This is a genomic window from Bacillus sp. V2I10 (assembly GCF_030817055.1).
Lineage (GTDB): Bacteria > Bacillota > Bacilli > Bacillales > Bacillaceae > Bacillus_P.
This window is the reverse complement of record NZ_JAUSYV010000001.1, coordinates 2429488-2451461: the sequence shown is the minus strand read 5'-3', so window position 1 is coordinate 2451461 and position 21974 is coordinate 2429488. Positions and strand designations below refer to the sequence as shown.

Genomic DNA, 21974 nt, shown 5'->3' with positions numbered 1-21974 from the left:
AGATATTTCAATGCGATAAAGTTTCTAAATAAGAGTGGATCTCTTTCTTATTCTTCAGCATGATTATGTTTTTTTGAGAACCCGTTCCTTTGAAAGCTTGAAGCCTTGTTTCCATCTTTTTCTTACGGGGATAGTAAGTGGTACAGATGAACTTAAGAAATTGGAAGTCTAATTTTTCCTTACACCCCTCCCCCATGTCAGGTCTCGTTTTCCCAATGTTTTGAATCCAGCGCTTGAAAACTCGATACAAACATACAATTAAGGGAAGCTCCAGATAGATAATCGTATCTGCATTCTGCACTCTAATATCATATGTATTACTATAATTGCCCTCTATAATCCATTGATCTAGAGAGACAATTTTTTGCTGATCATCTGCAAACTCTTCTAATGAAGCTTCTTCCCATTCTGGTTTCCAGTATAAAGCATCAAGATGGTAGACAGAGATTTCTAATAATTCTCCTAACTTGCGTGCAAATGTAGACTTTCCTACCCCTGCTGATACTCCCATAACCATAATGCGGTTCATTTTACAAATCAGCTCCCCTCTTTTCCTGCTTCAAGGAATGTGCCCGTTAGTTTTATGAGGATCATTGTGTTTTAGTTTGATAGTCTCTTCAGAACTGTTCACTTTTTAATTCTGCTGATTTCCAATATTATAACTTTTATAAAAAGATTATATATCAAAATTTACAAATATAAGTAGATGAAGAGTGGCATCTCTCTGATTTCAATCGCTCTTATTATCTATTTTTAATCTCAAAACAGAGCTTTGTATTAAGATCAGTCAACATTAGCTGGCTAACCTTACAATGTAATCTGCTATTAAATGCAAAAAGAGCACAATCCTTATTATTGGAAAGCGCCGAAAGTATCATATCAATATAAAATTGTATTTCCGAAAGTAACTTTCTTGTTACTAAAAGCTCCCGGTACAAGAAGATTAAAATCCCCAATTTATCAAAAAAAGCTTTATTCCATTTACTGTTCTTCAAGAATAATCTCCTTATAATATGAGCCTTTGTAATAGATTGTTTAATAAATATAATATGTTTATTACTATTTAAAGTATCCTTCTTCTGGATTAGGTCCTTGCTGGTTTTGTGGTTTCATAAATACTGCTCATGCCGATCTCATTCACTTAAATTCAGTTTACCAATTTTGTTGCATTCTAACGCAACCCATACGGAACCATCTTCCCCAAATGCAATACCATGCGGCTCTGCATTTTCTGTTTGAATTTGATATTCATGAATCGTTTGGTCACTTGTAATCCTGCCAATTTTATTTGCACCCCATTCAGTGAACCATATTTCGCAATCTTTTCCCTTGGTAATTGCGTGTGGGCGTGCGTTAGGAGTTGGGATATCATATTCGCTAATCACCCCAGAAGTAGTGATTCGACCTATTTTGTTGCCCATAATTTCGACAAACCAGAGTGCACCATCGTTACCACTAGTAATACCCACTGGCCCTGCTTCTTGTGTAGGCAGAGGGTATTCAGTTAACTCTCCAGTTTCAGTTATTCTTCCAATAGCATTATTTTGGTTTTCTGTGAACCATAGTGCGTTATCTGAACCTAAAGTAATATACGAAGGAAAGGAACCCTTATTTGGAAGATCATATTCATGGATATCACCTTCAGTGGTCAATTTGCCTATACGATTCCCACTCAATTGGGTAAACCAAATATCACCATTTGAGCCTTCAGTTATTCCATAAGGAGCTGAATCCGGCTGTGGCAGCGGGTATTCAATAAAAATACCTGATGTTGTAAGCCTTCCTATTTTATTGGCTCCATTCTCTGTAAACCATATGTCGCCCATGGATGATACAGTTAAACACATAACTTTAGCATCAGGTGTAGGAACTTTATACTCTTTTACCTCACCACTTTGATCTAGACAGCTGATTTTGTTTGCTTTATGTTGTGTAAACCATATCTTTCCGTCTTGTGCTGAATCTATACCGTACGGACCTGAGTCGGGAATTGATAAATTAAATTCTCTAAAATCAAATTTCATTTAAATCCCTCCATCAATAATTTTCGAACAAAAAAAACTCCTATGCCCATTTTCTGAGATAGGAGGTAGTGTAGTTCATAGTACAGACTTAAAATAGGCTGTTTATCCAATGCCTGATTAGACTGTCTAAAAGTACATTACAATAAACCTATCCCAGAAAAAAAACCGATAAAATTGATATTTTGAATTCAGATTGAAATAAAAGTGCATCCTGAATATAAATATAGAAAATAATATCGATTCTTCTTAAAAGTTAGGATTATTGAATCATGTCCTTTTTTCACCCTTCCGTCTTTTATTAGGTTCACTTTAAACAATCCGTTCGGTACAGTCAACTATTTTTACATCTTATTTTAGTTTCCGGAGTTTCCTTCCGGGTTAAATAATCTGTATTTTATGATAAAGACCTTATTCAAATACTTGCCAGATTGCTGAACAAGAAAATATCCTGCATAACACAGGATCTTTGATCAAAAATTATTATATTAACTGTACTATGATTTTAGAGGATAATTAGTTCAGGATTTTGAAAAATTGTACTTAAATTAACGAGGCAGCATTCCTGTAATAACTGAAAATGAGGTTTGAATGAAAAAAGACCTCTTGATAAGATGAATATGTCCTGAGCTGGCCAGCTAAAAAGGACAAAAACATCTATTTGGAGGCCTCATAATGAATTATAACCAAAATCATAAAATCTCTCAAATTACTTCCGAAACCTTAATTGTCGGAGTTGACATCGCCAAGCACAATCATGTCGCGAGAGCACAAGATTTTAGAGGATTGGAACTAGGTAAAACGTGTTTCTTTGAAAATACGAAAGCAGGATTTCATTCGTTTCTAGATTGGATTGACCAACTAGTTAAAGGATGTAAGCTAGATCAAGTGATTGTAGGCATGGAGCCAACCGGTCACTACTGGTTAAATCTAGCTTATCTACTAAAAGAGAATAATATTAAGTTCGTATCTGTTAATCCACTACATGTTAAACGAAGTAAAGAATTAGACGATAATTCACCTACAAAGAATGACGTGAAAGATGCAAAAGTCATTGCACAGTTAGTCAAAGATGGAAGATACGCCGAACCAACAATTCCACAAGGAATTTATGCAGAACTCCGAGTGGCAAAAAAACTTCGCGATCTTCTCAATGTTGACTTACAGGTCGTTCAGGGACAAGTTCATAACTGGATTGATCGTTATTTTCCCGAATTTTTGACTGTGTTCAAAAGTTGGGAAGGCAAGGCAGCTATTCATTTTCTAAAGCTAGAATCCTTGCCATATGAACTTGTAAAGTATACGGATGAAGAGCTTTTACTTTCCTTAAGAAAAGTGGTAAAACGCAGTATAGGTTTGAAGAAGATACGAGCACTTAAAGAAGCAGCCAATCGTTCGATTGGTATTCGCCAAGGGTCAGCTATGGCGAAATTAGAGTTGAGTGCTTTACTAGAGAAGTATGAATTTATTCAATTAAAATTCGAAGAATTAGATCATCAATTAGATCAGTTATTAGACCATATCCCAGGTGTCACACAGATGTTAGAGGTGTCAGGGATCGGTCGAGATACAGTAGCAGGGTTTTTCGCAGAGGTCGGCGACCTCAGAGACTATCAACATCCTCGCCAAATCGTAAAATTAGCAGGTTTAAGTTTAAAAGAAAACACATCCGGAAAGCACAAGGGCCAGACCAAGATTACCAAACGGGGACGAAAGAAATTGAGGGCTCTCTTATTCCGAGCAGCCATGATACTGGTGGCAAAGAACAAGGCTTTTAAAGCTCTTCATATCTATTACACAACACGTTCTCACAACCCTTTAAAGAAAATGCAATCTCTAATCGCCTTGTGTAACAAGCTTATTCGAATTCTGTTTTCAATCGGTAAAAACAATTTACGTTTCAAGAAGACAAGATGTTAAAGGATATCCCTCATATGGCAACATTTGTGGTACATCAAACAGTCGCATAGTTCATTGAATTTTAAGGTTACACAATCATTTAATTAATACTCATTTACAAGTGAAGCACGGATTAGTCGGCAAAGCAACTAACGTGAGGGCTTAGATCCTGTGGGGCAGCATGACCGACATCCACCTCATGGAAAGGTTGAACGAAGGAATGTAGGAGCATCGACTCTGTGAGGCATGGGAGGGTTGACCTCCATGAGACAAGTGGACATCCAAAAGTGCGATCATAACGATACTTAACCAATTTCTTCCTGTAATTGGCTAGCTTAGTATACACTTTTTTCGGTAAATCCCTATCCATGAGGAGTAATGCTGATCTTACTTAGATACTGGTTAATGATATGGCTATGAAATCCTAAGAATTCTAGAGCAATCGTGAGATTGTGGTTAGTTTATTGAGGGAGTTTAGTTCAAGAAGGTACTAACGCAGCTGTTTTCAATACTTCGGAGGCAAGTTAACTAAAGAACCCTCCAAGTTTTGAGAGGGTTTTATTTTTATTTAATAGTTTGTAGATTTTGGGAGTAAGTATGTCTCATATGATTGCTCAAATTCTAAGTCACATAAACAACCGTTTTGATATATTTTCTTAGGGTTGAAAATCCGCTAATACTGTGATGCTACCTAAATGAGTAAAAAGTTATTTGGAGTAATATGATTTTTTCTACTGTCAATTAAAGCAATACAGTGAGCCAATCGCTCTACCCCTAGTTTAATTTGACTCTCGTTCACTTGAGAGATGCTTAATCGAACGAGATTTTCCTTTTTATATTCTGCTAAAAACATTCTAGAGGCATCATCAACATATATATGCTGCTCGTTTAGCATATGAACTACCTGTTTCGCTTTCACATTCTCTGGCAAACTGATGGATAGATAGAATCCTGAAGTTGGTTTAGAAAAATAAGTATTAGCCGGCAGCAATAATTCACATGCTTCTTGAAGGATTTGCATTTTAGTACGGTATACCTCTTTTACTTTTTTGAGATGGCTATTAAACATACCACTTTTTAAATAGATTTCTAGCGCACCTTGAGAAAGTGCTGAACTATTAAAATCCGAACTAAATTTATATCGTAAAAAATTGTTAATCATTAATGCAGGAAGAACGACAGTACCAATCCTTAACCCTGGGAGAAAAATTTTCGAAAAGCTTTTAATATAAATCACTCTCCCAGAAGGATCAAAAGAAAATAAAGGATCTGATTTTGGACTTGGATCAAGGTCTCCTAAAATATCATCCTCCACTATATATACATCGTATTTTTCAGCTAACTCAACGATTTTTTTCTTTTCGCTATTCGTGTAACAATGTCCAAGTGGATTGTGAAATCTAGGGATAATATAGAAAAATTTTATATCATTATTTCGAAAAATGTATTCCAGACGATCAAGATCAATCCCTTCCATTGATAATTCAATTCCAAAAGCAGTAGCTTGATGCAGATTGATGGACTCAATGAATCCGAAATAAGTAGGCTGTTCAATTAGAATATTGTTTTTTCCATTTGGAAATGGCATAGAAACTAATAAATTAAGGGCTTGCTGCGAGCCAGATACAACGACTAATCTTTCAGGTTGAGTGAACACCTGTAAATTTTGCAAATATTTCACTAACTGTACTCGTAGTGAGTAAAGTCCTTGTTGATCGGAGTATGTAAAAAGCTCTTCTTTATATTGGTCAATTGCTTGATTCATACAATGTTGAAATTCCACATAAGGCATAACATTTTTATCTGGACCGGCAGACAAGAAATCAATCACCTCATTTTCTTCCGTCGCTTTTTGAAATTCATTCACAACATAGTAGCCGCTTTTAGGAACAGAATAAATTAAATGCTCTTTTTCAAGTTCGGCGTATGCTTTAATGACCGTATTTTTGCTACATGAAAAATTCTCAGATAACTGACGAACAGATGGGAGCTTACTGCCTGCAATTAGCGAACCATCTCCTAACTGAATCTTAATTTCTTCCATTATCTTAATATATTTTGAGTTCATGTATTGATCCTCCTTTAACTGTACCAGGACAGATGGGTAAAAAAATGGTTTATTTTTATTGTATGTACTCATAGTATGTTAATTATATCAGAACTGTTTTTAAGATAAGAAAAAAATGGTACAGATGTGATACAAAATATAAAGATTGGGGTTGGATAAGATGCAGGGAGTAACCAGAGAGAAATTAGGACTATTTTTGGGATTAGTAGGCGTCATTTGTTTTAGCTTAACGCTCCCTTCTACAAGTATTGCAGTAGAGTATTTTGGGACTACGGTCGTCGGTTTAGGAAGAACAATTGCAGCCGCTATTTTAGTAGCCGTGGTATTGATTGTTCGAAAAGAAAAACTACCTTCTCCTCGCCAATTCAAAAGTCTACTTATTGTTGCTTTTGGTGCAGTTTTAGGATTTCCTCTCCTCACGTCTAGGGCAATGGAATCCTTGCCTGTTTCTCATGGAGCTGTGGAATTAGCTCTATTACCATTAGCCACAGCCGGATTTGCAATGTTTAGAGCTGGTGAAGTCCCTTCTCTCAAATTCTGGATTTCAAGTATAATCGGCTCTTTAGCTGTTATTGTGTATGCACTTTATCTAGGGTTCGGTCAATTACAATTTGCCGATTTAGCTTTACTAGCAGCAGTGATTATACTTGGACTTAGTTACGCAGAAGGTGGGAAATTAGCGAAAGAATTAGGTAGCTGGCAAGTAATCGCTTGGGCGATAATGATCGGTGCCCCATTTTTCATTATTCCAGTTGGGCTAAACCTTACAACTGAAATGCTCCATGCTCCAATACATGCTTGGGTCAGTTTTATTTATCTCGCAGTTGTTAGTCAATTTCTAGCATATGTTGCTTGGTATAGCGGAATGGCTATGGGCGGAATAGCAAGAGTTAGTCAGATTCAATACTTACAACCATTTTTAATGATTCTATTTGCAACAGTATTTCTAGATGAATCCATCACATTTTTCACTCTTGTAATAGCAGTGATTGTTGTCTTTTCTGTTATATTAGGCAAAAATGCTCCCGTATCAAAAAAAGGATCTGTATCAGAGAAAAACTAGCTGCATGTTGAATAGCTAAGTAATTAAATAAAAAGGAATGAGGCTTATCAATATTATATTCATAGAGGGTTTTGTAGGAAAAGCCACGGGTTTTTATATTAAATTAATAATAGTTACTGACTAACAGGTGCGATTATTGAGCAAGAAGTAAAAGGGCGATTCATATTATACATGACTAATATGTATCACCTTTTATTTTTTATGGCTTTCTACGATTTAGGTGAAATCAGGTTTTATACTTCAAAAAAGCGCTATCCATACTTTGGATAAGCGCCTAATTGTTAAAATAAAACTAAACTTGATTATCAGCAAAAATGTTTCATCTTGAAAAAATCATAAAGAACCAATTACAATTCTTCCATGCTTATTCTTGATGTCACGTACCGCAAAAAGTTTTGTAAGGACTTGATGAATCCGGCGGCAGTGTGCAGTATTCAGCCTGTTCAGGAGAATGCGCGTACGGGCTGGAAATTACACCCAGAAGCCTCTCCATAACGCTGTAGTCTCCTTGTTTTACAGCAGCATCTAAGGCCTCTTCTACTCGATGGTTGCGGGGGATTACTGCAGGATTGCTGCTGCGCATTAATTGCTGCGAGATGGTTTTCGGTTCCTCCTGCCTTCCAAGTCTATCCTGCCACTGCTTATGCCACTCAGCAAATTCTTCAGAGCCAAACAGCATCGTATCCTCCATTTTATCAAAAGTTAATGCAACGAATGTATTAGTATAGTCAGCGCGATGCTTCTGCATCAGATTCAGGAGTTCGTTAATTAGGGCTTCATCCTGAATCTCTTCATTAAATAATCCCAGTTTTCCTCTCATTCCAACAATCCAATTTCGTCGGTACAGCTCAATAAAATTTGAAATTTCGTCCTGTGCAAGTTGGACAGCCTGCTCCTGATCGGCATGCAGCAGCGGCAATAAGGTTTCCGCAAATCTAGCAAGATTCCACCCGGCAATAAACGGCTGATTTCCATAGGCATACCTGCCTTGAATGTCAATGGAACTGAAAACTGTTTCCGGGTCATAGGCATCCATGAATGCGCAAGGACCATAATCAATTGTTTCCCCGCTAATGGTCATGTTGTCTGTGTTCATCACTCCGTGAATAAAGCCAACCAGCTGCCATTTGGCAATCAGTTTGGCATGACGCTTAATTACTTCCCGAAGCAGAGAAAGATGTCGGCTCTCATCCTCATCCACGTCTGGAAAATGACGCTTAAGTGCATAGTCAGCAAGGACCCGAAGTTCCTCGACTGATCCCCATTTTGCAATATATTGAAAAGTTCCAAAGCGCAGGTGACTTGCAGCCACACGGGTCAAAATCGCACCCGGCAACTCAGTTTCGCGAATTACCGGCTCACCGGTTGTCACCACAGCCAGGCTTCGAGTGGTAGGAATACCAAGCGCATGCATGGCTTCGCTTATGATGTATTCGCGCAGCATAGGTCCAAGTGAAGCCCGTCCATCGCCCCCGCGGGAATATGGCGTTCTGCCTGAACCCTTTAACTGAATATCAATCCGCTCACCTTGGGGAGTGATTTGCTCACCAAGCAGCATGGCCCGTCCGTCCCCTAACATGGTAAAGTGGCCGAATTGATGCCCTGCATAAGCTTGAGCTAGAGGCAAAGCACCTTCAGGACTCTCGTTGCCGGCAAGCGCCGCAACTCCATCTTCGCTTTTTAGCGCCTGTATGTTTAATCCAAGGGATGCTGCCAAAGGGTCATTAAGAGTAATCAATTTCGGTGAACTTACAGGGTTAAGATTTACGCTGGTAAAAAAAGATTTCGGCAGATTGGCGTAACTGTTGTCGAAGTTCCATCCTGTTTTTATTTCTTTTTTATTTGTCATCGTATCTCCTTCTCTTCTTTTTGTCGTTTATGTATTAGTAAGAGTTTTTACTCACGAATAACAATCGAAAATTTATAGTTAACATGTTCGTCAACCGGATCAGGAACTATTATGCGTCTCATTTGAAGGGAAAAGACATTCCAATAAATAACATTCCAAAATTATTTTTTACATATACTTGTTCCAGTTCTTTTATCATTTGTTTATCAGCACCATTAAATTCATAGGAAGTTTATGTGGAAAACGCTCTATTCCTCTCCATAGTATCCTATAAATAATGGATAATAAAGTAAGGTCTTGTTTTGCCGCATTCATCCATCAAGGTTCACTGTAAGGAATTGAATAATAAATGCTCAGAGAATTTCCTCTCTGAGCATTTAGATTTAGTGAAAACTTCTCTTTTCGTTAGTCCGTCCGATATTTTTTCAAACCCTTCATGCCAATTTTGGTAAATATAAATCAAAACAGAAACAGCTGCCATTAAAATTGACATTGTAAAAACCGACATCTTTCCCTTGATAATACCAGCTATTTTAATCCAGTTTGCACTTTAAAAAAACATGAGTATTCATTTTAAGATTTTGATGAGAATTGGTTACTAATGATTTTTTATCCTATTTTTCACTTCTGATATTTTCCCATTCACTTAAATACATGACATCTCGTTCCACATTCTTCTTTTCGGGAAGTAAACAAAGAAATTCTAAAGAATTCCCGTCTGGATCATAAAAATAGAGATTAGCAGAAGGTGTCCAAGTATGAACCATTGGTTCAGAGGGTTTAAGCCCAAAAGCAGGCCTTGGACTTATACCTTTTGCAAGAAGCCATTCTCTTGCATGAATGATATCCTCATAGCTAATCTTAAATGCAAAGTGGCTTTTATGAAATTTTTCTTCTGAAACCTCCCAAACGCCCAGCATTTGTTCTCTCTTTTTCTTTTTATCAAACCAAAAGAATGCTGCACGGCGTTCTTCAATATAATGAGCTAGATCTAATCCTAGTTTTTTATAGAATTCTATTGCTGTTTCTAAATTTTTTGTTTGAACATGTGTTTCATATAGAGTTCCTGGAAACATTATTAAGTCCCTCCTCCTTTTTAAAAAAGGATTATTTTTCCATATTATAACAAATAAGAAATGAGAGAGACATCGTATATTTGACTGAGCATGTGTCCGTTTTTAGTCGTACGACTATGGACTTTACTCGCAAATTGTTCAAATGAAACTGATCCATTTTATTTCAAATCACAACAATTCACAGACACTATCCCAATTTCGTGCCCAATTATAGAATAGAGGAATTGTCACTTTAATAAATGCCCATTAAGCTTTATCAAACTTATTTCTAATTAAAAACAATTTAATGAAAAATATTCTTGAATCGTTTTCTTTTATTAACCTCCTTATTTAAGAAGAGTACCCGATTGTTGACTATAAACTATTCACAAATGAGATTAGATTCTAAATACGCAAGCATTTCTTTCTTATTCATCATCTCAATAAATATTAATTAACACTTACAAATCATCAGAAGATTTCCATCAGGGTCTTTAAAATTAAAATAATGATTATGTTGAATTTCAGTCATTACATCAATCTTCTTATTCTTCATAAACGTATATGCTTCTTCAATATTTTCTGTATTGAAATGGAATAAGGGGGTTTTTATTAGGTTTTGTTCTGAATAAATCTTGCTGTCTAATACAACTCCCGTACCATTCATAGGTAAGACGTAAATATGACCAAATTGAATTTCTCCATCTGCTTGTAAACCTAAAATGTCACAATACCAATCTCGTGCTTGTTCTATGTTGCTCACTGGAATAAAGACTGCTCCGATTTGATTTAAAATAGGGTTAATCAAATAATCACCTCCCTAATTATTTACATAGTTTCCTTATCTATTACATTCGCTTTTTTGTTGAACTAACCTGCTTCAAAAGTTCAACAATTAAAAGGAGCTATTAAATGATTTTATTACCGTTACGATGCAGTATGCTGTTTGAGAATAGGATAGAGGTTTAATAGTAAAGAGTGTTGCCGAAAGATTGGAGTTAATTGCTTCTACTAACACATTTTAAAGGCGTATCCTTGACAAGTCTCGAAAAATAACAACGCAGTAAAAAATTCTTTTTAAAAAAATAAATTATTTCAAACCGTTTTGTGTTTTTTCTCGTTACCTATAGTGATACTTGTAAAAAAAGGGGGATGGAAATGAACAAAACCGTTTTTATTGCTGGATTATTATTAATAATGCTAGTATTACTCGGGCTTTCGGAAGCAGCGGATTCGAAACAGGCTCAGACCACCCGAAATTATGATGAAGTTGTAAACGTTTACGGACCAGGAGGACCTCTCGGGCCAATGAAAGAGCAGGCGGAACGGTTTACAGAGGAAACGGGAATAAAAGTGAATGTAACTGCTGGTCCAGAAGCAAAATGGATCGATAAAGCCAAACAGGATGCCGACATTATTTATGGAGGCTCCGAATATATGCTTCGTGACTTGATGCTCAAATATCCCGGAATGATTGATGAAAAAACACGTATAGAGCTGTATCCGAGAGCGGCAGGCATTTTAGTCAGAAAGGGAAACCCAAAGAACATTCGATCGTTGGAGGATTTAACGAAAAATGGCGTTAAAATCATTGATGTCAATGGTGCAGGCCAGCTTGGACTGTGGGAGGATTTGGCGGGAAGAAAAGGGCTTATTCCTGGAATTGACCGCAATATTGCCATTTCAGTAAAATCAAGCGCGGAAGCCATTGAGCATTGGAAAGCTAATTCCAAATATGATGCTTGGATTACATACGAGTCTTGGCATTATCGGTTAAAAGACGAGACAGATTTGGTTCTGTTCCCTGAAGAAGACAAACTGTATAGGGGAACACCTATTAGTATAACGAATGATTCGAACAATAAGAAAAAAGCAAAAATGTTTATCGACTACTTAAAAACAGAAGCTTCACACCAAGTTTTTCAAAAATGGGGATGGAAATGATAACTAGTATAAGGAGTGGTTGGAGATGAAAAAATGGATGTTTGTTTTATCAATTTTTGCTGCTATATTTGTTTTAGGCGCCTGTGGAAATGAAGCTAAAGAAACGGCAAAGGGAACTCAAAGCGAAACTGATGCAGCATCGGAAACCGTTGCTAAAGAAGATGACGCGGCAAGTTTGCAATTGCTTAAGAATGAAGCGGTAGGTGAGTATCTTACTAATTCAGAGGGGAAGGCGCTATATTATTTTAAGAATGACGTCTCCGGAAAAAGCAACTGCACTGGTGATTGCTTAGCAAAATGGCCGCCATTTACAGAAAAGGAATTTGAAGTGCCGGATGGGTTCAATAAAAAAGACTTCGGTACGATTACAAGAGAGGATACTGGGGCGGAGCAGGTAACGTATAAAGGATACCCTCTGTACTACTTTGTGAATGACAAAAAAGAGGGTGACGTAAACGGCCAGGGTGTGAAAGATGTATGGTTTATTGTAAACAGTGAAACAGTCTTTCAATAAATATAAAAAGGATCAGGAACTTTCACAAGAGTGATGGTTCCTTTTCATCATTCTATTGTATGGTTTTAACCAATAATAAAGATATCAATAGTGAGGAGTGCAGGTACGATTGAAGAACAAACGTGATGACGAATTAATGAGATTAGTGAAAAAAAAGCATCGTCCTGCTCTAGAAGAACTTTATGATCGCTACATTAAATTAGTCTATAGCTTTGGATTTAAGTTTACAAACGGCAATGGAGATAAAACGAAAGAAATTGTCCAGTTAGTATTTTTAAAGCTTTGGACGACAAAAAGCAGTTATGACCCATTAAAAGGAAGTTTTATGAATTGGCTTCTGACTGTTACCCGTAATGTTTGCGTTGATTTTATCCGGAAAGACAATATTCATGCCCAAAACAACCGACAAATGGATCCAAGTTGGTCAATTGAAATAGCAGATCCGAACAATGAAATTGAGAAAAGGCTGATTTTCAGTGAAGTGGCCAAGGCAAAAAGCAAATTAAATATGTCGCAAAAAAGATTAATCGATTTACTATACTGGAAAGGCTATTCTCTAACAGAAATTGCTAAGATCGAAAACGAACCGGTAGGAACCGTTAAGAGCAGGCTTCATCAATCTCTCAAACAATTAAAGAAGCATTTGGAAATGGGGGATTTGTAAATGGGCAGAGAATGTGAAAACCTGCTTTCGTTTATAGCGGGTGAGTTGGATGCAAAAGAAAAAAGAAAATTTACAGAGCATTTACAGCATTGTCTTGAATGCTCAAGGGAGTATGAACAAATGACAGAAGCCTGGAATTCATTACATTGGGACTTTGAAGAAAAAGAAGTACCTGCATCCTTAAAGGCGGAAGTAATGGATTTTGTGTTCGAGAGTGAGAAAAAGAATGTTAATAAGTCAATCCAAGCAAAGCTGGAAGAATGGGGCAGCTTTCTTCAAAAGCAGTTTACCCCCATAACTGCTGTTATCATGATAGTCTTTATGTGCCTGTCAATCGGTCTATCAATTTCAAATGTCAAATTGAGAAATGAACTTGTGAATGAAGAAAACTTAAAATCCGCTCCAATTGAAGTTTTGTCAACACTTTCATTACAGAGCGCCAATCAAGCGAACAGCGACGTGAGGGGCCATGCTTCTATTTTGCAGCAGGGCGAAGACAAGAAGCTGGTTGTACAAGTCAATAATTTGCCTAGGTTAGAAGGATCGGAAGTGTACCAGGTGTGGCTATTAAAAAATGGCAAGCGGGAGAATGCCGGGATTTTCAAGCCGGATGAAAAAGGGGCAGGAGTGTTAACCTACCAGCTTGCACAAAACCCCGATTTTGATCAGATCGGTATTACCGTCGAACCGGACCAATACAGCACCCAGCCAAGAGGCAAAAAGATTGTGGGATCGTCGTGATATTTCATTTCTGGAAGCAACACGGACTTTCCTATTGTGGTGAGTCCGTGTTGTGTCCTGATTTTTGGGCGATCGCCGAAATCTTTCGATTTTCGCCGAAAAATTGATATTTCACCGATATATTCAGAAAATCAAAGACAACCAGCATCTCCTCCTGCAAATCAGCAGGAACCCCTTCTGTATCTCCTCTAATCAAAAATACAACTATTTCCCTTATAAAAAATATCTTAATTTTAATATTTATTCACCATGTTTAGCTTGTTAATCATATTGTAGCATGCACCATATAAACCAGCATCATTGCCCAGCATAGATGGAAGAACTAACGAATCATGTTCGTAGTACTCCATTACTTCCTTTTTTAAATCTTTGTTAATATCTATAATTAAACGGTCAGCTTTTTCTGTTATTCCGCCGCCTATAATAATGGCTTCTGGATTAAGCAGGTGAGTGATGTTTGCAAGGCCTATGCTAATAAAGTGAACAAATCGGCTGTAAACGGAAAAAGCTGCAGGATCATCATTCATAGCCAGCCGAATAATTTCTTCCCCTGATATGTTCTTTTTTACATCTTTACTCTTATTTTCTTCTAGATAGTCTTGGACGAAAGCTGAGGTAGATGCATATCTTTCATAACATCCTTTTCTTCCGCAGCTGCATGATCTTCCATTATAGACAATTACAGTGTGACCTAACTCTCCGGCTAATTTGGTTGAACCGTTAACCATTTTTCCATTTATTACAATTGCACTGCCTATTCCTGTTCCTAATGTTAGAAAAACGACATTTTCCCTTCCTCGGATTGCACCCTTCCACATTTCACCAAGACATGCACTTTTTACATCATTTTCGACTCTTACTGGCAAAGTGGTTATATTGGATAAAAGCTCAGCAAGTTTCATCCCTGTATAACTTTTAAGGTTATTAGAAAATAAGATTTCACCCTTCTCGCTGTCAATTAGCCCACAAGAAGAAATACCTATACCGGATATAGGAAAATTTTTTTTTAGTTCATTGATCTTTTCGCATAATATTTCAAGTAAGTGTTTTTGAACATTTCCTTTTGGTGTTTCTATCTTGTTCTTTTGCAGCAAATGGCCAGTACTATCTATTAGTCCATATTTAATATATGTTCCTCCGATATCAAAACATGCAATATAGTTCAACTTAATCCCCTACCCTTAATTCAATGACTTTTATATCTTCTGCAAATCGATTAACTTGAGATATATTTATAGATCCGGTTTTCTCTGATACAGCATTAGATATCCCACATGCACAAGCCCATTTAAGTGCTCTTTCAATGAGAAAGTCCTTAGAATGAGCATAAGTAAAGCCAGCGAGCATACTATCACCTGATCCTACCGGATTAATTACTTTTACTTTAGGAATGGAAGCCTGCAGGATTATAGCATTGCTTACTAATATGGCTCCTTCCTGACCAAGTGACAGCAAGACATATTGGACTCCGTTCCGGCAAATTGACTTTGCATGCCTGATCATTTGATCAATGGTCAAGTGTTCCAGTCCAACAAGCTGTTTAAATTCTTCCATATTTGGTTTTATCAAAAATGGCTTTCCGGTTATACCTTTCTCAAGTACAATTCCACTTGCATCCATAAGTAAATATTTCCTTTTCTGGTTTGCCTTCTCAGCAAGTATCTGATAAAAATCAGCTTCTATCCCTCTCGGCAAGCTGCCAGAAACAATAACATATTCTGCTTTTTCAAGGATAGATTCATAGATTTCAAGAAAGGCAGCGATTTCATTTTCTAAAAGATAAGGTCCTTTTTCAAGAATTTCAGTTTGTTCATTTTTGGATAAGATGGCAAGACACGATCTCGTTTCACCCTCTATGGCCACAAATCGGTCTATTAACTTCCCATGAGACAATTGATCAGCTATCCATTCCCCGCTCTTCCCTCCTAAGAAACCTGTGCAAATGACCTCAGTTCCTAATTGAGATAAAACCCGGGACACATTTAACCCCTTTCCCCCAATCGTCTTATCAACGGAGGAGACACGATTTACCTGACCTTTCTGAAAGCCAGAGAGATTATATCTTATATCAATGGCAGGGTTTAAAGTAACCGTAGCAATCATATGCTTATCCTCGGTTCATACTGCCGCACATCTTAATTTTAGCCTTAATTACCTTTTTCATTTCATCTACTCCATCTTGGAAATAGTCTCTAGGATCATTTGCATCCGGGTGGGATAACAGATAGCTTCTTAAGCCTTTAGCAAAAGCAATCTTTAATTCAGTCGCAACATTTACTTTGCAGATTCCGCGTTTGATCGTTTCCTGAACTAAATGGCTCGGCAATCCGGATGCGCCATGAAGAACAAGCGGGATAGCCACTGTATCTTTAATTGCCTCTAAACGCTTTATATCGATTCTTGGTTCGCCTTTATACAAGCCATGAGCTGTGCCAATTGCCACGGCTAGAGAATCAATTCCAGTTCGAACGACAAATTCATGTGCTTGCTTTGGATCGGTAAAAATTTGATCTTTCTCGTCTATAGTAAGTTCATCTTCTATACCGCTTAACCGGCCCAGTTCCGCTTCTACTGAAACACCAAATTCAGCTGCATACCCGACAACTTCCTTAACGATTCGTATGTTTTCCTCAAAGTCATGTTTAGATGCATCTATCATAACCGATGGAATGCCCATATCTATCAGTGTTTTTATTTCTTCTATTCTTTCATGGTGATCAAGGTGAAAACAAATAGGAATATCGTATTTTTTCTTTGCTGCCTTCATCATTCCAATTAGAAATTCTTGACCTATATATCTTACAGTACTTGGTGTGGCTGCAATTAGCACCGGTGAACGCAGTTCCTGTGATGTATCCAGCACGGTTTTCATCGTTTCTAAGTTATGAATATTAAAGGCAGGAACTGCATACCCGCTTGCAAGTGCGTTCAGTAAAATAGAACTTTTAGAAATGATCACAGCCAATCTCCCCCTGCTTTTGGTTCATTTGTGGGATAAGCATGTATGGTAACACCTTTTACAACCCTATTAACTACTCCTGTAGGTGAAGGGTTATCTGGAGAGAAACCAAGCTGAAGGGATTTATGCATAGCTAAAAGCTGACCGAACAAAATATACGGGAAAGCAAGCAGGATGTCTTCCTTGATATCATCCAGTTTGACATTTATAAAATAATCACAATGTCGCTTTGCTTCTTCATCCGCAATGGAAGAAAGAACTATGATCTGCCCTCGGTCCGTTTCCCGGCTGATTTCACGCAATATATCAAGGTCATATTGTCTTGTGTAAGAGTGACTGGATAAGAAAAGAATAACGATTGTCCCGCTGTCTAAAATCGACTTTGGACCGTGCCTAAACCCCAATGAAGTATCATAGGTTGGCGGGATTTTTCCTCGAGTCAGTTCTAAGAGTTTCAAAGAAGACTCTCTGGCTAAACCTTCGAATACCCCTGAACCCAAGTAAACAATTTTAGAAAAAGATGTCTCAGCAAGCTGACGAATGGCCGCATCATGGTCACGAATCATTTTTCCGCCAGCTTCAGCCATTTTCTCAATATCTTTTTTCAATGTATCCAGATCCATATTGTGAAATAATAGGAAAGCTGACAGCAGCATGGTTGTAAAGCTGCTTGTCATGGCAAATCCCTTATCATTAGCCTCTTTTGGCATACAGATTACTAAGTGATTCTTGTCGTGCTTCTTTTTCATGGCCAAAAATCCGTCTTCGTTGCATGTTAGAATAATACCGTAAAAATCTTCTATGATTTGTTCTCCAAGGTTTACCGCAGCGAGGCTTTCAGGACTATTTCCTGAGCGGGCAAACGATATCATAATAGTAGGAAAGCTTGAATCCAGATAGTTGTAAGGATTGGACACGATATTAGTAGTTGGAATACATTCCAGGCTTTTCACTTTATTGTTGCTGATTTTTTTTAGATAAGGCAGAATTGTTTCACCAACAAAAGCAGATGTCCCTGCGCCTGTCAAAATGATTCTAAACTGATCGTGTTTTCTTTCTACTTCATCAAAAAAATGCATGATTTTGCTGCTGTATCCTGAAATAAGCTCTAATGTCTCTTTCCAGAGTCTAGGCTGTTGAGCTATTTCTCTCACTGTGTGGATGGCACTGGGATGAATTGGTGGCAGGTTATTCGACTCTAACAATTCCATTTTTCTCCTCCTCATTAAGATGCTGTTCATGTCATCACTACCAGTTGAATTGAAATAGAAACATAAACGTTTCTATTTCAATTCAACTGTATAAGTAAATTTATCTCCTCTGGCTATAGAGATTGTATATTCAATAATCTCTTCTTGTTCAAAAGTTATCCGTTTTAGCATTAGACAAGGTGACGAATTTTCAATGTTTAACATTTCACTTTCAACATTGCGCGCGCTCACTGCTTTAAAACTCTCAAGCGCACTTGTAATGTTTACGTGATATTCTGATCTAAAGATCTCATACATTGGAGTTTGTTCTAGTTCATCACTAGAAAGTTTCTTAAACCTCTTTACTGGAACATATGAAGTTTCATAAATCATCGGCTCCTGATCAGACAGCCTTAATCTTATTATTTTAAATACTTCATCTTGGGTGGTAAGATTCATGGCTTTGGCTATCTTATTATCACAGGTCATTTTCTCGAATAAAATGACTTTTGTTGAAGGGTGTTTTCCTGCCTTTTTCATTTCCTCTGTAAAACTATAAAACTTTACAAGACTTTGATTGTAGGCTTTTGGTGAAACAAAAGTCCCCTTACCGTGAACTTTATAAATGTATCCTTCTTTTTCAAGTTCCTGCATTGTTTGCCTTACTGTTGTACGGCTGACCTTGTAGGTATCGCATAATTCCCGCTCTGATGGCAATTGGTCATTTTCTGCAAGATCACCGTTCTCAATTTTTTCTATGATGATATCCATTAATTGATAATACAAGGATAGCCTTTTATCTTTATCTATCATGACAAAACTCCTTCTAGTGGTATCTATGTCGTAACCAGTTAAATCTATTATACATTAAATGGCATTCAATACCACTAATCTTGTCATAGGAGATTAAATTAGATTGCCTCTTCCTTCATTCTTTTTATATTTTCAATATAATTCTTAATAGAGACAGTCTTCCCCGTAATTCTTGATTCCTCCGCTGCATATGCAATAATATGACTCTGTGCAGATGTTTTGGCAGAAGTTAAACTGCCTTTATCCTTATTGTTCACTCGATTGATAAAATCCTGCATAATACTGGTGTCAGCACCCATATGCCCGCCATTTACTGTTTCTGGATGGATGATTTCCTTTTTGCCGGAGAAATAATTAAGCTTTAAGACGTTTTCTGCATCATTTCCAATAATCTCGCCCTTAGTCCCCATGATTTTAAAGTTCCTGAATGTTTTATCTGTAAAAGCAGTCATAGTAAAGGAAACGGTTACTTCATTATCAAATAATAGATTTACAACCTGATGATCGACTACATCATTATCACAATGATAGACACAGCGTCCGTATTGCCCTTCTTGGAGTGCTTTTAATCTGCTTTTGAGACTTGGATCCGGTGAAACCACATTAGCTGGCCACTCATCCCTCTCATGTAAATACCATTTAGCCGCCGAATATGGACAAGATTTTTCAACCTTACACCCATCCAGGCAACGATATGCAGAACCTTCAGGAGCATTTTCCTCTTTAAAATAACTTAATGATCCGTAGGAAGAGACACTCTTACACTCAGTACCTATCAGCCATGCAAGCATATCCATGTCATGACAGCTCTTTTGCAAAATCATCGGACTAGATTCCGCTGAATTTCGCCAATTGCCCCGAACAAAACTATGGGCATGATGATAATATCCAACATTCTCATTCCATTGAATTGACATGATGTCCCCTATGACCTTCCGGGTAATTAACTCCTTTAGGGATTGATAAAAAGGAGCATACCTCATGACATGACAAACACTCAGCAAGGTATTGTGAGATTCAGCAGCCTCAGCAATTTCCAATGTTTCAAGTGGTACTGGCGACATTGGCTTTTCAAGCAAAATGCTGTATCCTTTTTCAATTGCCTTCATGACAGTTTTATAGTGATCCCGATCAGGGCTGCAGATTAGTATTCCTTCACAAAGTTTTTCTTTTGCCAGCAGCTCTGTCCAATCTTCGAATCTCATGTGTTCTGGAATATGATGAAGATCTGCAAATTTTTCTCTCTTTTTTTTATTTGGTTCTGCAATTGCCACAAACTGAATCTCGTACGGATATTGAAGAGCATAAGAACCATAAGCATAAAAACCTCTGCTTCCAGCTCCGATTAATGCGGCTTTCATCGTTTTCCCTCCTCAAGCGGTAGGTTTATTTGCCTCCTGATAACGCAACGCCTTCTATAAACTGTTTTTGTAAGAACATAAATAAAACTAACATAGGAAGCACGGCAAGAAATGAGCCCGCCATCATAATTGGATAATTGGTTGAATATTGTCCTTGAAGAGATGCCAGCCCAACAGAAAGTGTCATTGCATCTTGTGAACCATTTACGATCATAGGCCACATGAGTTCATTCCAGGACCAGAGTATTGTAAAGATTCCGAGGGCAATAAGACCAGGTTTTGCAAGAGGCAGCATGATGCGCCAATAGATTTGAAAATGGTTGCATCCGTCAAGTCTGGCTGCTTCCTCTAACTCCTTTGGGATTCCCATAAAAAACTGACGCAGCAGAAAGGTGCCAAATGCACTGAATAATCCTGGAACCACTACAGCCTGCAAGGTATTTAACCAGTTTAATTTTACAATGATTAAATATTGAGGCAATAAGAAAACTTGACCTGGCACCATTAATACTGATAAAGCAAGCACAAACAAAATATTCTTTCCCGGAAATGCAATTCTGGCAAATGCATAAGCAGCCAGAGAGCATAAAAACAACTGGCCTGCAGTCCGAAGGATCGTTACAATAAACGTGTTTAACATAAACTTAAAGAAAGGCAGAAGAGTAAAGATTTCCATATAATTTCCCCATTGCAATTCTTCTGGAAAAATAACAGGAGGTACTTGAATAGATTCAGCATACGTTTTTAATGAAGTAAGAATCATCCATAAAAACGGTACGACCATTGCCACTGCACCCAAAATTAGAATAAAGTGAATGTGAAGAGACTTCTTCTTAGCAAACTGTATGGCTTTGCCCAATGGGTTTTCCTCCTTCATTCATAATGCACCCATTTCTTCTGCAGTACCATTTGCAAGACGGTAATAATTAAAATGACAGCCAATAGTAAAACAGCAATTGCTGCTGCATACCCTTTATCATTTAAAATAAAGGCATGCTGGTAAAATAAATAAACAATGGACTGTGTGCTTTCAATAGCTGTACTGCTCTTTCCTATCATCATAAAAATCAAATCAAATACTTGAAACGCTCCTATGAAAGATATAATGGTAACAAAGAATATCACCGGTGAAAGTAAAGGCAGAGTTATTTTGAAAAACATCGTGACCGGCCCGGCTCCGTCGATACGAGCTGCTTCATAATACGTTTTTGATATATTTTGCAATCCTGAAAGAAAAATGACCATGTTATATCCTATACCGCTCCAGATAGCCACAACAATGATAGAATATAAGGCTATTTTCGGATCCGTTACCCATTGCGGGCCTTTAATCCCAATAGAGGCTAACATATAATTCAATAGTCCATAGTCAGAATTATACAGCCATTTCCATACTACCGCTATGGCCGCCGGCATTGTTATGACAGGCAAAAAGTATAGCGTCCGATAGATGGATTTCCCTTTAATATTTTGATTTAAAAGCACAGCGACCAAGATTGATAAAAAAATACCAATAGGTACTGTGAAGAGGATATAGATACCAGTGTTTTTAAATGACTGCAATAAGTTCGCGTCCTCAAGCAGCCTCTTATAATTATCAAGTCCAGTCCACACGTACGTTCCAAATGCTCCCCATTCGGTAAAACTAAAATATATGGTTTGAACGATTGGCCACAGATAAAAAATAAACAATCCCAACATTGTAGGAGCGATCATTAGGTACGCCCAGAAAAAGTCCGTTCGCTTTTTTGTTTTTGCAGAACTACTGATGTTCACGAATTTTTTTATGTTTTTATTAACTTGTAACGGAAGTTCTTTCAACGCATATCTCCT

The 21974-nt window shown here is 37.4% G+C and carries 20 protein-coding genes and 1 pseudogene; 6 read left to right on the top strand and 15 right to left on the bottom strand.

Going from position 1 to position 21974, the window contains the following annotated elements; translation table 11 throughout:
* Nucleotides 1-7: 7 nt before the first annotated feature.
* The 3 genes from QFZ72_RS12265 to QFZ72_RS12255 form a co-directional block, all read right to left on the bottom strand.
* Nucleotides 8-529, bottom strand: a complete 522-nt coding sequence (locus QFZ72_RS12265) for a P-loop NTPase family protein (protein WP_307433638.1) — start codon at nucleotides 527-529, stop codon at nucleotides 8-10.
* A gap of 214 nt (nucleotides 530-743) precedes the next feature.
* On the bottom strand, nucleotides 744-995 hold the full coding sequence (locus QFZ72_RS12260) for a hypothetical protein (RefSeq protein WP_307433636.1): 252 nt from the start codon (nucleotides 993-995) through the stop codon (nucleotides 744-746).
* Nucleotides 996-1133: 138 nt separating this feature from the next.
* Nucleotides 1134-2024: a Vgb family protein gene (locus QFZ72_RS12255; RefSeq protein WP_307433635.1), complete on the bottom strand. Its 891-nt coding sequence runs from the start codon at nucleotides 2022-2024 to the stop codon at nucleotides 1134-1136.
* A 672-nt stretch (nucleotides 2025-2696) separates the two neighbouring features.
* Here QFZ72_RS12255 and QFZ72_RS12250 point away from each other — a divergent pair.
* A pseudogene (locus tag QFZ72_RS12250) lies at nucleotides 2697-3991 on the top strand (IS110 family RNA-guided transposase).
* 620 nt (nucleotides 3992-4611) lie between these two features.
* Here QFZ72_RS12250 and QFZ72_RS12245 read toward each other — a convergent pair.
* Nucleotides 4612-5988 carry an aminotransferase-like domain-containing protein gene (locus QFZ72_RS12245; protein WP_307433632.1) on the bottom strand — a complete coding sequence of 459 codons (1377 nt, stop codon included), beginning with the start codon at nucleotides 5986-5988 and terminating at the stop codon, nucleotides 4612-4614.
* 160 nt (nucleotides 5989-6148) lie between these two features.
* Between QFZ72_RS12245 and QFZ72_RS12240 the strand changes: the two genes are divergently transcribed.
* The gene (locus QFZ72_RS12240) at nucleotides 6149-7051 is read left to right on the top strand and encodes a DMT family transporter (RefSeq protein WP_307433630.1); all 903 of its coding nucleotides are present in this window, start codon (nucleotides 6149-6151) and stop codon (nucleotides 7049-7051) included.
* A 376-nt stretch (nucleotides 7052-7427) separates the two neighbouring features.
* On the opposite strand, the gene QFZ72_RS12235 is transcribed toward QFZ72_RS12240, so the two are convergent.
* From QFZ72_RS12235 to QFZ72_RS12225, 3 genes are all read right to left on the bottom strand, one after another.
* The gene (locus QFZ72_RS12235; RefSeq protein WP_307433628.1) at nucleotides 7428-8900 is read right to left on the bottom strand and encodes a protein adenylyltransferase SelO; all 1473 of its coding nucleotides are present in this window, start codon (nucleotides 8898-8900) and stop codon (nucleotides 7428-7430) included.
* Between the two features lie 614 nt (nucleotides 8901-9514).
* Nucleotides 9515-9976 carry a VOC family protein gene (locus tag QFZ72_RS12230; protein ID WP_307433626.1) on the bottom strand — a complete coding sequence of 154 codons (462 nt, stop codon included), beginning with the start codon at nucleotides 9974-9976 and terminating at the stop codon, nucleotides 9515-9517.
* A 433-nt stretch (nucleotides 9977-10409) separates the two neighbouring features.
* Entirely contained in the window at nucleotides 10410-10763 is a 354-nt protein-coding gene (locus QFZ72_RS12225) for a VOC family protein (RefSeq protein ID WP_307433624.1), read from the bottom strand.
* Between the two features lie 350 nt (nucleotides 10764-11113).
* Between QFZ72_RS12225 and QFZ72_RS12220 the strand changes: the two genes are divergently transcribed.
* The 4 genes from QFZ72_RS12220 (at nucleotide 11114) to QFZ72_RS12205 (ending at nucleotide 13818) form a co-directional block, all read left to right on the top strand.
* Complete coding sequence (locus QFZ72_RS12220) at nucleotides 11114-11899, top strand: extracellular solute-binding protein (protein ID WP_307433622.1); 786 nt, start codon at nucleotides 11114-11116, stop codon at nucleotides 11897-11899.
* A 25-nt stretch (nucleotides 11900-11924) separates the two neighbouring features.
* Nucleotides 11925-12413, top strand: a complete 489-nt coding sequence (locus QFZ72_RS12215; protein ID WP_307433620.1) for a COG4315 family predicted lipoprotein — start codon at nucleotides 11925-11927, stop codon at nucleotides 12411-12413.
* Between the two features lie 109 nt (nucleotides 12414-12522).
* Nucleotides 12523-13077 (top strand): RNA polymerase sigma factor, encoded by a 555-nt coding sequence (locus tag QFZ72_RS12210; protein ID WP_307433618.1) that lies wholly within the window; start codon nucleotides 12523-12525, stop codon nucleotides 13075-13077.
* Nucleotides 13078-13818 (top strand): anti-sigma factor, encoded by a 741-nt coding sequence (locus QFZ72_RS12205; protein WP_307433616.1) that lies wholly within the window; start codon nucleotides 13078-13080, stop codon nucleotides 13816-13818.
* A gap of 233 nt (nucleotides 13819-14051) precedes the next feature.
* On the opposite strand, the gene QFZ72_RS12200 is transcribed toward QFZ72_RS12205, so the two are convergent.
* The 8 genes from QFZ72_RS12200 to QFZ72_RS12165 form a co-directional block, all read right to left on the bottom strand.
* Complete coding sequence (locus QFZ72_RS12200) at nucleotides 14052-14984, bottom strand: ROK family protein (protein WP_307433614.1); 933 nt, start codon at nucleotides 14982-14984, stop codon at nucleotides 14052-14054.
* Nucleotide 14985: 1 nt separating this feature from the next.
* On the bottom strand, nucleotides 14986-15921 hold the full coding sequence (pfkB, locus tag QFZ72_RS12195; protein ID WP_307433613.1) for a 1-phosphofructokinase: 936 nt from the start codon (nucleotides 15919-15921) through the stop codon (nucleotides 14986-14988).
* Nucleotides 15922-15925: 4 nt separating this feature from the next.
* Nucleotides 15926-16777: a tagatose-bisphosphate aldolase subunit GatY gene (gene gatY, locus QFZ72_RS12190; protein WP_307433611.1), complete on the bottom strand. Its 852-nt coding sequence runs from the start codon at nucleotides 16775-16777 to the stop codon at nucleotides 15926-15928.
* Nucleotides 16774-17988: an SIS domain-containing protein gene (locus QFZ72_RS12185; RefSeq protein WP_307433609.1), complete on the bottom strand. Its 1215-nt coding sequence runs from the start codon at nucleotides 17986-17988 to the stop codon at nucleotides 16774-16776. The genes gatY and QFZ72_RS12185 overlap by 4 nt, the downstream gene beginning before the upstream one ends.
* A gap of 72 nt (nucleotides 17989-18060) precedes the next feature.
* On the bottom strand, nucleotides 18061-18780 hold the full coding sequence (locus tag QFZ72_RS12180; protein WP_307433607.1) for a GntR family transcriptional regulator: 720 nt from the start codon (nucleotides 18778-18780) through the stop codon (nucleotides 18061-18063).
* A gap of 98 nt (nucleotides 18781-18878) precedes the next feature.
* Nucleotides 18879-20141, bottom strand: coding sequence for a Gfo/Idh/MocA family protein (locus QFZ72_RS12175; RefSeq protein ID WP_307433605.1), 1263 nt, complete (start codon nucleotides 20139-20141; stop codon nucleotides 18879-18881).
* A gap of 25 nt (nucleotides 20142-20166) precedes the next feature.
* On the bottom strand, nucleotides 20167-20925 hold the full coding sequence (locus QFZ72_RS12170; RefSeq protein WP_307439728.1) for a carbohydrate ABC transporter permease: 759 nt from the start codon (nucleotides 20923-20925) through the stop codon (nucleotides 20167-20169).
* Nucleotides 20926-21014: 89 nt separating this feature from the next.
* Nucleotides 21015-21929, bottom strand: coding sequence for a carbohydrate ABC transporter permease (locus QFZ72_RS12165; protein WP_373464687.1), 915 nt, complete (start codon nucleotides 21927-21929; stop codon nucleotides 21015-21017).
* Nucleotides 21930-21974 lie beyond the last annotated feature (45 nt).

Coding starts and splice junctions, on each gene's coding strand:
- QFZ72_RS12265 (WP_307433638.1), bottom strand. CDS start 529: ATGAACCGCATTATGGTTATGGGAGTATCAGCAGGGGTAGGAAAGTCT.
- QFZ72_RS12255 (WP_307433635.1), bottom strand. CDS start 2,024: ATGAAATTTGATTTTAGAGAATTTAATTTATCAATTCCCGACTCAGGT.
- QFZ72_RS12245 (WP_307433632.1), bottom strand. CDS start 5,988: ATGAACTCAAAATATATTAAGATAATGGAAGAAATTAAGATTCAGTTA.
- QFZ72_RS12240 (WP_307433630.1), top strand. CDS start 6,149: ATGCAGGGAGTAACCAGAGAGAAATTAGGACTATTTTTGGGATTAGTA.
- QFZ72_RS12235 (WP_307433628.1), bottom strand. CDS start 8,900: ATGACAAATAAAAAAGAAATAAAAACAGGATGGAACTTCGACAACAGT.
- QFZ72_RS12230 (WP_307433626.1), bottom strand. CDS start 9,976: ATGTTTCCAGGAACTCTATATGAAACACATGTTCAAACAAAAAATTTA.
- QFZ72_RS12220 (WP_307433622.1), top strand. CDS start 11,114: ATGAACAAAACCGTTTTTATTGCTGGATTATTATTAATAATGCTAGTA.
- QFZ72_RS12215 (WP_307433620.1), top strand. CDS start 11,925: ATGAAAAAATGGATGTTTGTTTTATCAATTTTTGCTGCTATATTTGTT.
- QFZ72_RS12205 (WP_307433616.1), top strand. CDS start 13,078: ATGGGCAGAGAATGTGAAAACCTGCTTTCGTTTATAGCGGGTGAGTTG.
- pfkB (WP_307433613.1), bottom strand. CDS start 15,921: ATGATTGCTACGGTTACTTTAAACCCTGCCATTGATATAAGATATAAT.
- QFZ72_RS12185 (WP_307433609.1), bottom strand. CDS start 17,988: ATGGAATTGTTAGAGTCGAATAACCTGCCACCAATTCATCCCAGTGCC.
- QFZ72_RS12180 (WP_307433607.1), bottom strand. CDS start 18,780: ATGATAGATAAAGATAAAAGGCTATCCTTGTATTATCAATTAATGGAT.
- QFZ72_RS12175 (WP_307433605.1), bottom strand. CDS start 20,141: ATGAAAGCCGCATTAATCGGAGCTGGAAGCAGAGGTTTTTATGCTTAT.
- QFZ72_RS12170 (WP_307439728.1), bottom strand. CDS start 20,925: ATGGTCGTACCGTTTTTATGGATGATTCTTACTTCATTAAAAACGTAT.